This window comes from Roseomonas rosulenta (genome assembly GCF_016106005.1).
In the GTDB taxonomy this organism is placed as follows: Bacteria; Pseudomonadota; Alphaproteobacteria; order Acetobacterales; family Acetobacteraceae; genus Neoroseomonas; species Neoroseomonas rosulenta.
On sequence record NZ_JACADR010000102.1, the window covers coordinates 1 to 14,669 of the forward strand.

A 14,669-nucleotide genomic window follows, 5' to 3' on the forward strand; every position below is an offset into this window, starting at 1 on the left:
TGTGGCGGCCGCCCTCCTCCTTCGTCAGCACGTACGCCTCGGCCTTGAACTTGGTGTGCGGCGTGATCGACCCAGGCGCAGCCAGAACCTGACCACGCTCCACATCCTCGCGCTTCGTGCCGCGCAGAAGCGCGCCGATGTTGTCGCCCGCCTGGCCCTGGTCCAGCAGCTTGCGGAACATCTCCACACCGGTGACCGTCGTCTTCACCGTGGCCTTCAGGCCAACGATCTCGACTTCCTCGCCCACCTTGATGATCCCGCGCTCAACGCGACCCGTCACCACCGTGCCGCGGCCCGAGATCGAGAACACGTCCTCGACCGGCATCAGGAACGGCTTGTCCACTTCGCGCGTCGGCTGCGGGATGTACGCATCCACCGCCGCCATCAGCTCCAGGATCGCGTTCTCGCCCAGCTCAGGCGACTTGTCCTCGAGCGCCATCAGCGCCGAACCCTTGATGATCGGGATGTCGTCGCCCGGGAACTGGTAGCTGCTCAGCAGCTCGCGCACTTCCATCTCGACCAGCTCGAGCAGGTCGGGGTCCGCCATGTCGCACTTGTTGAGGAACACCACCAGCGCCGGAACGCCAACCTGGCGCGCCAGCAGGATGTGCTCGCGCGTCTGCGGCATCGGGCCGTCGGCCGCCGAGACCACCAGGATCGCGCCGTCCATCTGCGCCGCGCCCGTGATCATGTTCTTCACGTAGTCGGCGTGGCCGGGGCAGTCCACATGCGCGTAGTGGCGGTTCGCCGTCTCGTACTCGACATGCGCGGTCGAGATCGTGATGCCACGCGCACGCTCCTCCGGCGCCTTGTCGATCTGGTCATACGCCGTGAACGTCGCACCACCAGCCTTCGCCAGAACCTTGGTGATCGCCGCCGTCAGCGACGTCTTGCCATGGTCCACATGCCCGATCGTGCCGATGTTCACATGCGGCTTGTTACGCTCGAATTTCGCCTTCGCCATGTCCGTGATTCCCGATCGGGTTCGATTTACCAGCGGTAATGGCTGAAGGCCTTGTTGGCCTCCGCCATCCGGTGCGTGTCTTCGCGCTTCTTGACGGCCGATCCGCGGTTGTTCGCCGCGTCCATCAGTTCGCCCGAGAGGCGCTCTTCCATCGTGTGCTCGCCGCGCTTGCGCGCGGATTCAATGAGCCAGCGGATCGCCAGCGCCTGGCGGCGCTCCGGGCGGACCTCAACCGGCACCTGATACGTCGCGCCACCGACGCGGCGCGAACGCACCTCGACGGCCGGCTTCACGTTGTCCATCGCCTCGTGGAACAGGCGCAGGGGATCGCCGTTCGGGCCGGAGCGCTTCTTCAGCGTGTCCATCGCGGCATAGACGATCTGCTCGGCAGTAGACTTCTTGCCGTCGTACATGAGCACGTTCATGAAACGGCTCAGTACGATATCGCCGAACTTCGGATCCGGCAGGACTTCGCGCTTCTCGGCGCGGTGACGACGCGACATCTCTCAGCCCCTCACTTCGGCCGCTTGGCGCCGTACAGCGAGCGCCGCTTGCGCCGCTTCGGCAGGCCCTGCGTATCCAGCACGCCGCGCAGGATGTGGTAGCGCACGCCCGGAAGGTCCTTCACGCGGCCGCCACGGATCAGGACCACAGAGTGTTCCTGCAGGTTGTGACCTTCGCCAGGGATGTAGCTGACCACCTCGAAGCCGTTGGTCAGGCGCACCTTGGCGACCTTGCGAAGTGCCGAGTTCGGCTTCTTCGGCGTGGTCGTGTAGACGCGCGTGCAGACGCCGCGCTTCTGGGGGCTGCCCTTCAGCGCCGGAACCTTGTTCCGGGTCGGCTTCGTCTCACGCCCCGTGGCAATGAGCTGGTTGATCGTCGGCATGACGCCCCTTCGTGACCTTCCTGTCCGCACACTCCGCCGAAAGCATGATCGCCGGGCACGCACGCGAACGCGCGCCACCCGGGCTTGCCTTCCGCGACCGGCCTCAGCCCCCGAGATACTGGGGCGGCGCCGGCTGCGCAGCGTTGTGGACCAAAACCTGACAGGACACCGTCGCCGGGGTCCTGCCGAGGGGCCGCTATCTACGCGGCACCCCCGGATGAGTCAAGCGCATCAATGCCCGATTCACGCGCGCTGCGATGCAGCATCCTCATGGCCGGCAGATGAAGGGCAGGAAGGTGCCCGACATGCCGGCATTCAGCGTCAGCAGCGTCATGGTGTCGGCCATCGCGATCTCGGCCTCGCTGCGCGGGCAGGCACGGCGCTCGCGGCAGCCGGAGGCGATGAATGCCTCGTGCGCGCCGAGAAAGCCGGGTGACAGCCCCGCAGTGCCGATGCGCTGCCTCGCAGCCCCCCAGGCCTCGGTGTAGCGGCGGCACTTCTCCGCCGGCCAGTCCTGGGCCTGCGCGGGCGCGGCATGGATCAGCGCGAGCATCGCAAACATTGCGACGCCCTTCCATGCGGAAGGGGCCGGCAACCCTGCGGTTGCCGGCCCCTCCAGGCGATCGGACGCCGCGGCGGTCACTCCGCCGCGCGCGGTTCCGGAAGCGCCGGCGCAGATGCCGGCAGCCGCCCCTTGTCGCGCTGCGCGGCCAGAGCGCGCAGGCGGTTCATCACCGAGCCCGTGCCCGCCGGGATCAGACGGCCCACGATCACGTTCTCCTTCAGGCCGGCCAGGTAGTCGACCTTGCCCGCGGTCGCGGCCTCGGTCAGCACGCGCGTCGTCTCCTGGAAGGAGGCGGCCGAGATGAACGAGGTCGTCTGCAGCGACGCCTTGGTGATGCCCTGCAGCACGGGTTCCGCCACCGCCGGACGCTCCTTGGCCTCGACCCGCTTCTCGTTCTCGATCTCGAACTCGATGCGGTCGACCGTCTCGCCGATCAGGTAGGTGGTATCGCCCGGGTCGGTGACCTCGACCTTCTGCAGCATCTGGCGAACGATCACCTCGATGTGCTTGTCGTTGATCTTCACGCCCTGGAGCCGATAGACCTCCTGGATCTGCTCGACCAGATAGTCGGCCAGCTTCTCCACACCCAGCACGCGCAGGATGTCGTGCGGCACGCGCGGCCCGTCGACCAGCGGGTCGCCGCGCTTCACGTAGTCGCCCTCCTGCACCGAGACGTGCTTGCCCTTGGGCACCAGGTATTCGCGCGGGGCAGGCTGCTCGTCGCCGACCGCCTCGGGCACCACCAGGATGCGGCGCTTGGCCTTGTAGTCCTTGCCGAACTCCACGCGGCCGTCGATCTCGCTGATGATCGCGTGGTCCTTCGGGCGGCGCGCCTCGAACAGCTCCGCCACGCGCGGCAGGCCGCCCGTGATGTCGCGGGTCTTGGACGATTCGCGCGGCAGGCGGGCCAGCACGTCGCCGGCGGCCACGGCCGCCCCGTTGTCGATCGAGAGAATCGTGCCGGGGGTGAGGAAGTAGATCGCCTCCGTCCCGTTCTCGCGCTTGACCACGTTGTTCTTCTCGTCGCGCAGGATCAGGCGCGGGCGCAGGTCGGCGGACTTGCCCGGCGCCTTGTACTCCACGACCTCCTTGAACGACAGACCGGTCACGTCGTCCTGGCGATCGACCAGCGTGACGTTCTCGATCAGGTCCACGAACTCGAGCTTGCCGGCGCGCTCGGTGATGATGGGCAGGGTGAAGGGGTCCCATTCGGCCAGCTTCTGGCCGCGGGTCACCGTCGCCTCATCCTCGGTCAGCAGGCGCGCGCCATAGGGCACGCGCTGGCGGGCACGTTCGCGGCCCTGCGCGTCGATCAGCACGATCTCGCAGTTGCGCGACATCACGATCGGATGGTTCTGGCTGTTCGTGACCACGACGCGGTTGAGCACCTTGATGGTGCCGTCGCCCGAGGCCTCGACCGCCGACTGCTCGGCGCCACGCTGCGCAGCACCACCGATGTGGAAGGTGCGCATCGTGAGCTGAGTGCCCGGCTCGCCGATCGACTGCGCGGCGATGACGCCCACCGCCTCGCCGATGTTGACAGGCGTGCCGCGCGCGAGGTCGCGGCCGTAGCAGCGGCCGCACACGCCCTGGCGCGCATCGCAGGTCAGCACGGAGCGGATCTTCACCTGCTCCACGCCGGACTTCTCGATGCGCTCGGCCGCGACCTCGTCGATCAGGTCGAGGCGCTTGACGATCGCCTCGCCAGTTGCGGGATCGAACACGTCTTCCTGCGACGTCCGCCCGAGGATGCGTTCGGACAGAGAGGAGACGACCTCCGCGCCGTCCATCACCGCCGCGACCGTCAGGCCCCGCTCGGTGCCGCAATCCTGCTCGACGATGATGCAGTCCTGCGCCACGTCGACCAGGCGCCGCGTCAGGTAGCCGCTGTTGGCGGTCTTGAGCGCGGTGTCGGCCAGGCCCTTGCGGGCGCCGTGGGTGGAGTTGAAGTACTCCAGAACCGACAGGCCTTCCTTGAAGTTGGCGATGATCGGCTGCTCGATGATCTCACCGGACGGCTTCGCCATCAGGCCGCGCATGCCGGCCAGCTGGCGCATCTGCGCCGGCGACCCACGCGCACCGGAATGCGACATCATCCAGACGGAGTTGGTCGGCTTGCCGATCTCCTGCCGCTGGATCTCCTTCATCATCGCGCCGGCCACCTCGTCCGTGCAGCGCGACCAGGCATCGACCACCTTGTTGTAGCGCTCGCCGGCCGTGATGAGGCCGTCGAGGTACTGCTGCTCGAACTCCTTCACCTCGGCCTTGGTCTTGGCGATGGACGCGACCTTGCTGTCGGGCACGACCATGTCGTTCTTGCCGAAGGAAATGCCGGCCTTGGCCGCTTGGCGGAAGCCGAGCGCCATCATCCGGTCGGCGAAGATCACCGATTCCTTCTGGCCGCAATGGCGGTAGACCGCATCGATCACGTCCGAGACGTTCTTCTTGGTCAGCATGCGGTTGACCAGCGAATACGGCAGCTGCGGGTGCAGCGGCAGCAGCGCGCCGATCATCATGCGCCCGGCGGTGGTGGTGACGCGCTCGGTCACCACCTCGCCCTCCGCATTCATGGTCTTGCGGCGTGCGCGGATCTTGCTGTGCAGCGTGATCGCGCCGGCTTCCAGCGCCTGCTCGATCTCGCCGACATTCGCGAAGGCCGACGAATCCTTCTCCTCGGTGACGAGGAATTCGGGCGTCTCCAGCGACAGGTAGTACAGGCCGAGCACGATGTCCTGCGAGGGCACGATGATCGGCTTGCCGTTCGCCGGGCTGAGGATGTTGTTGGTCGACATCATCAGCACGCGCGCTTCGAGCTGCGCTTCCAGCGAGAGCGGCACGTGCACCGCCATCTGGTCGCCGTCGAAGTCCGCGTTGAAGGCCGTGCAGACCAGCGGGTGCAGCTGGATCGCCTTGCCCTCGATCAGCACCGGCTCGAAGGCCTGGATGCCGAGGCGGTGCAGCGTCGGCGCCCGGTTCAGCATGACCGGGTGCTCGCGGATCACTTCCTCGAGGATGTCCCACACTTCGGGACGCTCCTTCTCCACCATCCGCTTCGCGGCCTTGATGGTGGTGGCGTGGCCGTACTTCTCGAGCTTGGAGTAGATGAACGGCTTGAACAGCTCGAGCGCCATCTTCTTCGGCAGGCCGCACTGGTGCAGCTTCAGCTCGGGACCGACGACGATCACCGAACGACCGGAGTAGTCGACGCGCTTGCCCAGCAGGTTCTGGCGGAATCGCCCCTGCTTGCCCTTCAGCATGTCGGACAGCGACTTCAGCGGGCGCTTGTTGGCACCCGTGATGGCGCGGCCGCGGCGGCCGTTGTCGAACAGCGCGTCAACGGCTTCCTGCAGCATTCGCTTTTCATTGCGCACGATGATGTCGGGCGCGCGCAGTTCGATCAGCCGCTTCAGGCGGTTGTTGCGGTTGATGACGCGACGATAGAGGTCGTTCAGGTCCGACGTCGCGAAGCGGCCACCATCCAGCGGCACCAGCGGGCGGAGTTCCGGCGGGATGACCGGGATCACGTCCAGGATCATCCACTGCGGATGCGCGCCGGATTCGCCGAAGCTCTCAATGAGCTTCAGGCGCTTCACCAGCTTCTTGCGCTTCGCCTCGGACGTCGTCTCCTTCAGGTCGGCGCGCAGCTTCACGCCCTCGGCCTGCAGGTCGATCCCGCCCAGCATCTGCTTCACGGCTTCCGCGCCGATGCCGACGCTGAACGCGTCCTCACCGAACTCGTCCATCTTCTGCTGGTACTGATCTTCGTTCAGCAGCTGATGGAGCTTGAGGTCCGTCAGGCCGGGTTCGAGCACCACGTAGGACTCGAAGTACAGGACCTTCTCCAGCTCCTTCAGGGTCATGTCGACCATCAGGCCGACACGGCTCGGCAGCGACTTCAGGAACCAAATATGCGCGACCGGAGAGGCCAGCTCGATGTGGCCCATGCGTTCACGACGCACCTTGGCCAGCGTGACCTCGACGCCGCACTTCTCGCAGATGATGCCGCGGAACTTCATGCGCTTGTACTTGCCGCACAGGCACTCGTAGTCCTTGATCGGCCCAAAGATGCGGGCGCAGAACAGCCCGTCCCGCTCCGGCTTGAAGGTGCGGTAGTTGATGGTCTCGGGCTTCTTGATCTCGCCGTACGACCAGGACCGGATCTGCTCGGGGGAAGCGATCGTGATCTTGATCTGGTCGAAGGTCATCGCCTGGCCGGTCTGGCCCAGGATCTTCATCAGCTCGTTCATGCGGTCCTCGTGGATGAGGCCGCCGCCGTGGACGACCCACGGCGGCTGAGCGTTTCGAAAGGAAGCGGGGAACGCCGACGCATCACGTCGGGCGGTTCTCCAGATCGACGTTCAGGCCGAGCGACTTCAGTTCCTTCACGAGCACGTTGAAGGATTCCGGAATGCCCGCCTCGAAATTGTCCTGGTCGCGGACGATCGCCTCGTAGACCTTGGTGCGGCCCGACACGTCGTCCGACTTCACCGTCAGCATCTCCTGCAGTGTGTAGGCCGCGCCGTAGGCTTCCAGCGCCCAGACCTCCATTTCGCCGAAGCGCTGGCCGCCGAACTGCGCCTTGCCGCCCAGCGGCTGCTGCGTGACGAGCGAGTAGGGGCCGATCGAACGGGCGTGGATCTTGTCGTCCACCAGGTGATGCAGCTTCAGCATGTAGATGTAGCCGACCGTCACCTTGCGCTCGAACTTCTCGCCCGTGCGGCCGTCGTGCAGCCAGACCTGGCCGGACGTGTCCAACCCCGCCTGGGTCAGCATGCCCTCGATGTCGGCCATGCGGGCACCGTCGAAGACCGGCGTCGCGATCGGGATGCCCTTCTTCAGGTTCTCGCCGAGCTCCACCAGCTGCGCGTCGCTCATCGGCGCGATGTCGTTGGCGAAGATCTCGTCGCCATAGACATCCTTCAGCTTCGCCTCGAGCTCCGAACGCCGGCCACCGCGGTGGCGGTATTCCTCCACCAGCTCGCCCACCTGCTTGCCGAGCGAGGCGCAGGCCCAACCGAGGTGCGTCTCCAGGATCTGCCCGACATTCATGCGCGAGGGCACGCCAAGCGGGTTCAGCACCAGGTCGACATGCGACCCGTCCTCGAGGAACGGCATGTCCTCGATCGGCACGACGCGGGAGACCACGCCCTTGTTGCCGTGACGGCCGGCCATCTTGTCGCCGGGCTGCAGCTTGCGCTTCACCGCGACGAAGACCTTGACCATCTTCATCACGCCGGGCGGGAGTTCATCACCACGCTGCAGCTTCTCGACCTTGCTCTCGAAGCGCTTCTGCAGGCGCTCGACGGCAGCGTCGAACTCGCGCTTCAGCGCCTCGATCTCGGCCATGGCGGCATCGTCCACCACGCCGATCTGCCGCCAGGTCGCCTTGGCGAACTGGTCGAGCACGGCGTCGTCGATGACCGTGCCGGCCTTCACACCCTTGAAGCCGCCGGACGCCTTCTTGTTCAGCAGCCGCTCGCGCAGCCGGCCGTAGAAGGAGCGTTCCTGGATCGCCTTCTCGTCGTCGCGGTCCTTCGCCAGGCGCTCGATCTCGGCGCGCTCGATCGCCATGGCGCGCTCGTCCTTGTCCACGCCACGGCGGGAGAAGACGCGCACATCCACGATCGTGCCCGAGACACCCGGCGGCAGCTTCAGCGAGGTGTCGCGGACATCCGACGCCTTCTCGCCGAAGATGGCGCGCAGCAGCTTCTCCTCGGGCGTCATCGGGCTCTCGCCCTTCGGCGTGACCTTGCCCACAAGGATGTCGCCCGGGTTCACCTCGGCGCCGATATAGACGATGCCGGCCTCGTCGAGGTTGCGCAGCGCTTCCTCACCCACGTTGGGAATGTCGCGGGTGATCTCCTCCTGGCCGAGCTTGGTGTCGCGGGCCATGACTTCGAATTCCTCGATGTGGATCGAGGTGAAGACGTCGTCCTTGGCGATGCGCTCGCTGATGAGGATGGAGTCCTCGAAGTTGTAGCCGTTCCAGGGCATGAAGGCGACGAGCACGTTGCGCCCCAGCGCCAGTTCACCGAGCTCGGTGGACGGGCCATCGGCGATGATGTCGCCGGCCAGCACCTTGTCCCCCACGCGCACCAGCGGGCGCTGGTTGATGCAGGTGGACTGGTTCGACCGCATGAACTTGCGCAGGCGATAGATATCGACACCACGCGTCGTGCCGTCATCGCCGGTGGCGCGCACCACGATGCGCGCGCCGTCGATGCTGTCGATCACGCCGTCCCGCTTGGCGACGATGGTCGCACCGGAGTCGCGCGCGACCGCGGCTTCCATGCCGGTGCCGACCAGCGGCGCATCGGCGCGGATCAGCGGCACCGCCTGGCGCTGCATGTTCGAGCCCATCAGCGCGCGGTTGGCGTCGTCGTTCTCGAGGAACGGGATCAGCGCCGCGGCCACGGAGACGAGCTGCTTGGGCGAGACGTCGATCGCCGTCACTTCCTCCGGCTTCACCAGGCGGAAGTCGCCGCCCTGGCGCACGGAGACGAGCTCGTCCTTGAACGACCCGTCAGTGTCGACGTTGGCGTCGGCCTGCGCGACGACCAGGCGCTCCTCCTCCATGGCGGAAAGGTAGCGCGGGTTGCCCACGATCCTGCCGTCCTTCACCAGGCGGTACGGCGTCTCGATGAAGCCGTACTTGTTCACCTTGGCGAAGGTGGCGAGCGAATTGATCAGGCCGATGTTCGGGCCTTCGGGCGTCTCGATCGGGCAGATGCGGCCGTAATGGGTCGGGTGCACGTCGCGCACCTCGAAGCCGGCGCGCTCGCGCGTGAGACCCCCCGGGCCAAGCGCCGAGAGGCGGCGCTTGTGCGTCACCTCGGACAGCGGGTTGGTCTGGTCCATGAACTGCGACAGCTGGCTGCTGCCAAAGAATTCGCGCACCGCCGCGGCAGCCGGCTTCGCGTTGATCAGGTCATGCGGCATGACGGTGTCGATATCGACCGACCCCATGCGCTCCTTGATCGCGCGCTCCATGCGCAGCAGGCCGACGCGGTACTGGTTCTCCATCAGCTCGCCGACCGAACGCACGCGGCGGTTGCCGAGATTGTCGATGTCGTCGATCTGCCCGCGGCCGTCCTTCAGGTCCATCAGCACGCGCAGGGTCGCGACGATATCGTGCTTGCGCAGCGTGCGGACGTGGTCGGGCACTTCCTCGATCGAGAAGCCCAGACGCATGTTCATCTTCACGCGGCCCACGGCCGACAGGTCGTAGCGCTCCGGGTCGAAGAACAGGCCCTTGAACAGCGCTTCGGCCGTGTCCGGCGTCGGCGGCTCGCCCGGGCGCATGACCCGGTAGATGTCCATCAGCGCTTCGTCGCGGTTGGCGTTCTTGTCGACCGCGAGGGTATTGCGGATCCACGGGCCGACCGACTGGTCGACCGCGAGCGTCGGCAGGCGGTCAAGGCCAGCGGCCTCGATGGCCGCCAGCTTCGGCTCGGTCAGTTCGTCACCGGCCTCGGCCCAGATCTCGCCGGTGGTCATGTCGACCAGGTCCTCGGCGACGAAGCGGCCGAGCAGGTCGGCGCGGCCGACCAGCACTTCCGTCGTGCCGGCCTCGGCGATCTTGCGCGCGGTGCGCGGCGTCAGCTTGGCTTCCTTGTCCGCCACCACCAGGCCGGTCTTTGCGTCGATCAGCGGCTCCATTAGCTTCACGCCGCGGAAGGCCTCGGGGTCGAAGGCGCGCGACCAGCCCTTGGGACCGCGGCTGAACACGACCTGGCCGTAGAAGGAATTCAGGATCTCCTCGGCATCCATGCCGCGGATCTCGTTGGGCTCGAGCTCACGGCCCTCGGCCGCGGCCTGCGCGCGCAGCGCCTCGGTGCGCGTGCTGTCCAGCGCCAGCAGCAGCGTCGTGGTCGGCAGCTTGCGCTTGCGGTCGATGCGGACGTAGCAGATGTCCTTGGCGTCGAACTCGAAGTCGAGCCACGAGCCGCGATAGGGGATGACACGCGCGGCGAACAGGTACTTGCCGCTGCTGTGCGTCTTGCCCTTGTCGTGGTCGAAGAACACGCCCGGGGAGCGGTGCATCTGGGAGACGATGACGCGCTCGGTGCCGTTGATGATGAAGGTGCCGTTGTCCGTCATGAGCGGCATGTCGCCCATGTAGACGTCCTGCTCCTTGATATCGCGGACGGAACGGCTGCCGGTGTCCTCGTCCACGTCCCACACGATCAGGCGCAGGCGCACCTTGAGCGGGGCGGCGAAGGTCAGGCCGCGCTGGATGCACTCCTCGACGTCGTACTTCGGCTCCTCGAGCTCGTACTGCACGAACTCCAGGCGGCCGCGCCCGGCGAAGTCGTCGATCGGGAAGACGGACTTGAACACCTCCTGCAGGCCGGTGTGCGTCCGGCTGTCGGGGCTCACCTCCATCTGCAGGAAGGCCTCGTAGGAGGCGCGCTGCACGTCGATGAGATTCGGCATCGGCGCGACCTCGGGCAGGCGCCCGAAGGACTTGCGGATCCGCTTGCGCCCCGTGAACGACTTCGTGATAGCGTTCATGCCTGCTCTGCTTCCCTTCTGCTCCGGCCCGAACACCCCGGCCGGTGGGGAACCTTCGCGCCGCCCAAACCTGACAACGCAGGATGGGGCGGCGTTGCCGGACCTTTCCGGCAGCACCACCCGCACCCTTCCGTCACTATCCCCCCATCCCCACCCGTTGCCGGGCGGGGGCGGGGGTCGAGATCACTTGATCTCGACCTTGGCGCCGTTCTCTTCCAGCACCTTCTTGATCTTCTCCGCCTCGTCCTTCGAGACCGCTTCCTTCACGGTCTTCGGGGCGCCCTCGACCAGGTCCTTGGCTTCCTTGAGGCCGAGGCCGGTGATGGTGCGGATCTCCTTGATCACGTTGATCTTCTTGTCGCCGGAGGCGGCAAGGATCACGGTGAACTCGGTCTGCGCCTCGGCGGCCGGGGCGGCAGCCGCGGCCGGCGCGGCGGCGGCAACCGCCACCGGCGCGGCGGCGGAGACGCCCCACTTCTCCTCGAGCATCTTGGAGAGCTCGGCGGCCTCCAGAACGGTCAGGGACGACAGCTCGTCGACCAGCTTTGCGAGATCGGCCATGTTTGAATGCTCCTCGATCTAATGACTTGACTTCGGTTGTGCAACTCCCCCGTGGCCAAATGGCCCGAGGGACGGTTCCTGCGGCCCTCAGGCCGCCTGGGCCTCGTCCTTCTTGGCGTAAGCCGAAAGGACCCGTGCCACCTGCCCACCGGGGGCCTGGAGCACGCCGGCGATGCGCGTCGCGGGGGTCTGGATCAGACCCACCAGCTGCGCCCGCAGCGTCTCCAGGGACGGCAGCTCGGCCAGGGCCTTGACGCCGGTGGCGTCAAGCGTCTGGGTTCCGAGCGCACCGCCCAGGACGACGAACTTGTCGTTCGTCTTGGCGAACTCGACCGCGGTCTTCGCCACCGCCACCGGATCCGTCGACCACGCGAGCGCGGTCGGACCCTTCAGCAGCGGCTTGACGCCGTCGAAACGGGTGCCTTCGAGGGCGAGGGTGGCCAGGCGGTTCTTCGCGACCTTGTACGTCGCGCCCGCCGCGCGCATCCGCCGGCGCAGTTCGCTCACATCCGCGACCGTGAGACCCTTGTTCTGGGCCACGAGCACGAAGGAGGTCTCTGCGAAGACGGTCGCCAGCGAAGCGACGAACTCACGCTTCTCCGTACGGTCCACTCCACGTCTCCGTCGGTGGCCGGCGCCTTTTGGAAGGGCTCCGGCCGGTTCACTCGGGGGCGAGGGCACCTGCCCCACGCCCCGGTTCGCCTGTCAGGCCGGAACACCAAGTCAAGCCAGGCCGCGCCTAGGCGCGGACCGGTCGAAACTTCGGCACACCGTCTCTCCCCTGCATGGCTTTCGCCAGATCAAGGCCCGCGAGGGCCACAGGAGGTCTCCGACAGGTTTCGGACAGGGGCCTTCGCCCCCGCCCTGCCCGCCCAGCCCCTTGCGGGGCCGGGCGAATTCTCATCAGCCGCCGGCCGAAAGGCTGGCGACATCCACCTTCACGCCAGGCCCCATGGTCGAGGAGACGGCCACCTTCTTCAGGTAGGTCCCCTTCGCCCCGGTCGGCTTGGCGCGCTGGATCGCGTCCACGAAGGCGCGGGCATTGGCCAGCAGCTGGTCCTCGCCGAACGACGCCTTGCCGATGCCGGCATGCACGATGCCCGCCTTCTCGGCGCGGAACTCGACCTGGCCGGCCTTCGCCGCGGTCACCGCGCCCTTCACGTCCATGGTGACCGTGCCGAGCTTCGGGTTCGGCATCAGGCCGCGCGGGCCGAGAACCTTACCGAGCCGACCCACGAGCGCCATCATGTCCGGGGTCGCGATGCAGCGGTCGAACTCGATCTTGCCTTCCTGCACCAGGGCGGCGAGGTCGTCCGCGCCCACCACGTCGGCGCCGGCGGCCTTGGCTTCCTCGGCCTTCGCACCGCGGGCGAAGACGCCCACGCGGACCGTCTTGCCGGTGCCGTGCGGCAGGCCGACCACGCCGCGGACCATCTGGTCGGCGTGACGCGGGTCGATGCCGAGGTTCATCGAGATCTCGATCGTCTCGTCGAACTTCGCCTTCGCGTTGGTCTTGGCGAGCTTCACCGCCTCATCCAAGGCGAACGTCTTCTCGCGATCGAAGCCGGCATAGACGGCCTTGAGGCGCTTTCCCTGCTTGGCCATCGGATCAGCCCTCCACCACGGTGAGGCCCATGGAGCGCGCGGAACCCGCGAGCATGCGCACGGCCGCGTCGACGTCGTTCGCGTTCATGTGCTGCATCTTGGTCTTGGCGATCTCGGCCAGCTGCGACTTGGTGACGCGCCCGACCGGACCCGCCTTGCCCGGCGCGGTCGAGCCCTTCTCGAGCTTCGCGGCCTTGAGCAGGAAGTAGGTGTTGGGCGGGGTCTTGGTGATGAAGGAGAAGGTGCGGTCGGTGAAGGCAGTGATGACCACGGGCGTGGGGGTGCCCGGTTCCATCTGCTGCGTCGCCGCGTTGAATTCCTTCACGAACTGCATGATGTTCAGGCCGCGCTGACCGAGCGCGGGACCGACCGGCGGGGAGGGATTGGCCTTCCCGGCCGGGATCTGCAGCTTGATGTAGCCTGCGATCTTCTTCGCCACTGTGGCAGTCCTCTGTTGCTGTCAGAGGCCCGCGGTCCGTGCGAGCGCCGCAAGGCGCTCTCCCGCGTTCCCTGGAACGCCGAAGACCGGGGCGAGGGGCCCCGGTTGGTCGGCGAGGGGCGGCGTATAGGGGGGAGCGCCCGCCTTGTCCAGAGGCCGAATCGCCGGCAGAGGTGCAGGGCGCGCGCGCCCCTCGCGGGCCTCCCGGGTAACCAAACCCCCGCCCCCGCCGTATATGCCCCGTACCCGCTGGAGACCCCGACCCCATGCCCTGGCGCGACCGCACCGGCGCCTTCTCGCCCTTCAAGGCGCTGATCTTCGCGGCCCTGTTCGTCCCGGCGCTGCTGCTCGCGCAGACGGCGTGGGACAACGCCCTCGGCCCCAAGCCCTGGCAGGCCGCGACGCACGACGCCGGCACCTGGGCCATCCGGCTGCTGCTGCTCTCCCTGCTGGTCACCCCCGCCCGGCAGGTGCTGCGCCAGGCGCGCATCGCCGAGGTGCGCCGCATGGTGGGCGTGGCCTGCTTCGCCTATGGGCTGCTGCATCTGGCGCTCTATGCCGGCGACAACGGCTTCGACCTGCTGAAGGTCGCCTCCGAGATCATCAAGCGCATCTACCTGACCATCGGATTCGTGGCGCTTGCCGGGCTCGCGCTGCTGGCCGCGACCTCGACCGACGCGATGCTGCGGCGGATGGGGGGTGCGTCCTGGCGGCGGCTGCATCGCCTCGTTTATCCGCTCGCCGCGCTGGCGCTGGTGCATTTTACCCTGCAATCCAAGGCGGATGTGACCGAACCCATGCTGATGGCCGGGCTGTTCGCCTGGCTGATGGGGTATCGGCTGATCGCACCCGCGGGGGGTGCGCCAGGGGTGCTGGCGCTGGTCGGGCTGGCGCTGGCCGCGGCGGGGCTTACCGCGGCGGTGGAGTTCGCCTGGTACGCCCTGGCGACCGGGATCGACCCCTGGCGGGTCCTCGCGGCGAATCTGGACGTGGCCTTCGGTTTCCGGCCGGCGGTCTGGGTCGGGATCGTGGGTCTCGGCGGCGCGGCCGCGCGGCTGCTGGCCGGGCTGCGCGGCCCGCGGCGCCGGGTGCGCCCTGCAACGCGCGTCGGCATCACGTCGAGCGAGGCGGCCTG

General features: G+C 67.4%; 11 protein-coding genes. 1 reads left to right on the plus strand and 10 read right to left on the minus strand.

Annotated features, from left to right (window positions below):
• The 10 genes from tuf to rplK form a co-directional block, all read right to left on the minus strand.
• Window positions 1-964, minus strand: a 964-nt coding sequence (gene tuf, locus HW578_RS13640) for an elongation factor Tu (RefSeq protein WP_198371097.1), incomplete at its 3' end; no start/stop codon positions are given.
• A 26-nt stretch (window positions 965-990) separates the two neighbouring features.
• A complete protein-coding gene (gene rpsG, locus HW578_RS13645; RefSeq protein WP_198371098.1) occupies window positions 991-1,467 on the minus strand; it encodes a 30S ribosomal protein S7 in 477 nt (158 codons plus the stop codon).
• Window positions 1,468-1,478: 11 nt separating this feature from the next.
• Window positions 1,479-1,850, minus strand: coding sequence for a 30S ribosomal protein S12 (gene rpsL / locus HW578_RS13650; RefSeq protein ID WP_198371099.1), 372 nt, complete (start codon window positions 1,848-1,850; stop codon window positions 1,479-1,481).
• A 268-nt stretch (window positions 1,851-2,118) separates the two neighbouring features.
• Complete coding sequence (locus HW578_RS13655) at window positions 2,119-2,412, minus strand: hypothetical protein (protein WP_198371100.1); 294 nt, start codon at window positions 2,410-2,412, stop codon at window positions 2,119-2,121.
• A 77-nt stretch (window positions 2,413-2,489) separates the two neighbouring features.
• Window positions 2,490-6,662 (minus strand): DNA-directed RNA polymerase subunit beta', encoded by a 4,173-nt coding sequence (rpoC, locus tag HW578_RS13660; RefSeq protein WP_198371101.1) that lies wholly within the window; start codon window positions 6,660-6,662, stop codon window positions 2,490-2,492.
• A gap of 82 nt (window positions 6,663-6,744) precedes the next feature.
• A complete protein-coding gene (gene rpoB, locus HW578_RS13665) occupies window positions 6,745-10,929 on the minus strand; it encodes a DNA-directed RNA polymerase subunit beta (protein WP_198371102.1) in 4,185 nt (1,394 codons plus the stop codon).
• 183 nt (window positions 10,930-11,112) lie between these two features.
• A complete protein-coding gene (gene rplL / locus HW578_RS13670; RefSeq protein ID WP_198371103.1) occupies window positions 11,113-11,490 on the minus strand; it encodes a 50S ribosomal protein L7/L12 in 378 nt (125 codons plus the stop codon).
• A gap of 87 nt (window positions 11,491-11,577) precedes the next feature.
• The gene (gene rplJ / locus HW578_RS13675) at window positions 11,578-12,102 is read right to left on the minus strand and encodes a 50S ribosomal protein L10 (protein WP_198371104.1); all 525 of its coding nucleotides are present in this window, start codon (window positions 12,100-12,102) and stop codon (window positions 11,578-11,580) included.
• A gap of 291 nt (window positions 12,103-12,393) precedes the next feature.
• A complete protein-coding gene (rplA, locus tag HW578_RS13680; RefSeq protein WP_198371105.1) occupies window positions 12,394-13,095 on the minus strand; it encodes a 50S ribosomal protein L1 in 702 nt (233 codons plus the stop codon).
• A 4-nt stretch (window positions 13,096-13,099) separates the two neighbouring features.
• On the minus strand, window positions 13,100-13,534 hold the full coding sequence (gene rplK / locus HW578_RS13685) for a 50S ribosomal protein L11 (RefSeq protein ID WP_198371106.1): 435 nt from the start codon (window positions 13,532-13,534) through the stop codon (window positions 13,100-13,102).
• A gap of 266 nt (window positions 13,535-13,800) precedes the next feature.
• Here rplK and HW578_RS13690 point away from each other — a divergent pair.
• Window positions 13,801-14,669, plus strand: an 869-nt coding sequence (locus HW578_RS13690; RefSeq protein ID WP_198371107.1) for a protein-methionine-sulfoxide reductase heme-binding subunit MsrQ, incomplete at its 3' end; no start/stop codon positions are given.

Excerpts from the sequence above, each read along its gene's own strand:
- rpoB (WP_198371102.1), bottom strand. The coding sequence starts at position 10,929 with ATGAACGCTATCACGAAGTCGTTCACGGGGCGCAAGCGGATCCGCAAG.
- rpsL (WP_198371099.1), bottom strand. The coding sequence starts at position 1,850 with ATGCCGACGATCAACCAGCTCATTGCCACGGGGCGTGAGACGAAGCCG.
- rpsG (WP_198371098.1), bottom strand. The coding sequence starts at position 1,467 with ATGTCGCGTCGTCACCGCGCCGAGAAGCGCGAAGTCCTGCCGGATCCG.
- rplL (WP_198371103.1), bottom strand. The coding sequence starts at position 11,490 with ATGGCCGATCTCGCAAAGCTGGTCGACGAGCTGTCGTCCCTGACCGTT.
- HW578_RS13655 (WP_198371100.1), bottom strand. The coding sequence starts at position 2,412 with ATGTTTGCGATGCTCGCGCTGATCCATGCCGCGCCCGCGCAGGCCCAG.
- rpoC (WP_198371101.1), bottom strand. The coding sequence starts at position 6,662 with ATGAACGAGCTGATGAAGATCCTGGGCCAGACCGGCCAGGCGATGACC.
- rplA (WP_198371105.1), bottom strand. The coding sequence starts at position 13,095 with ATGGCCAAGCAGGGAAAGCGCCTCAAGGCCGTCTATGCCGGCTTCGAT.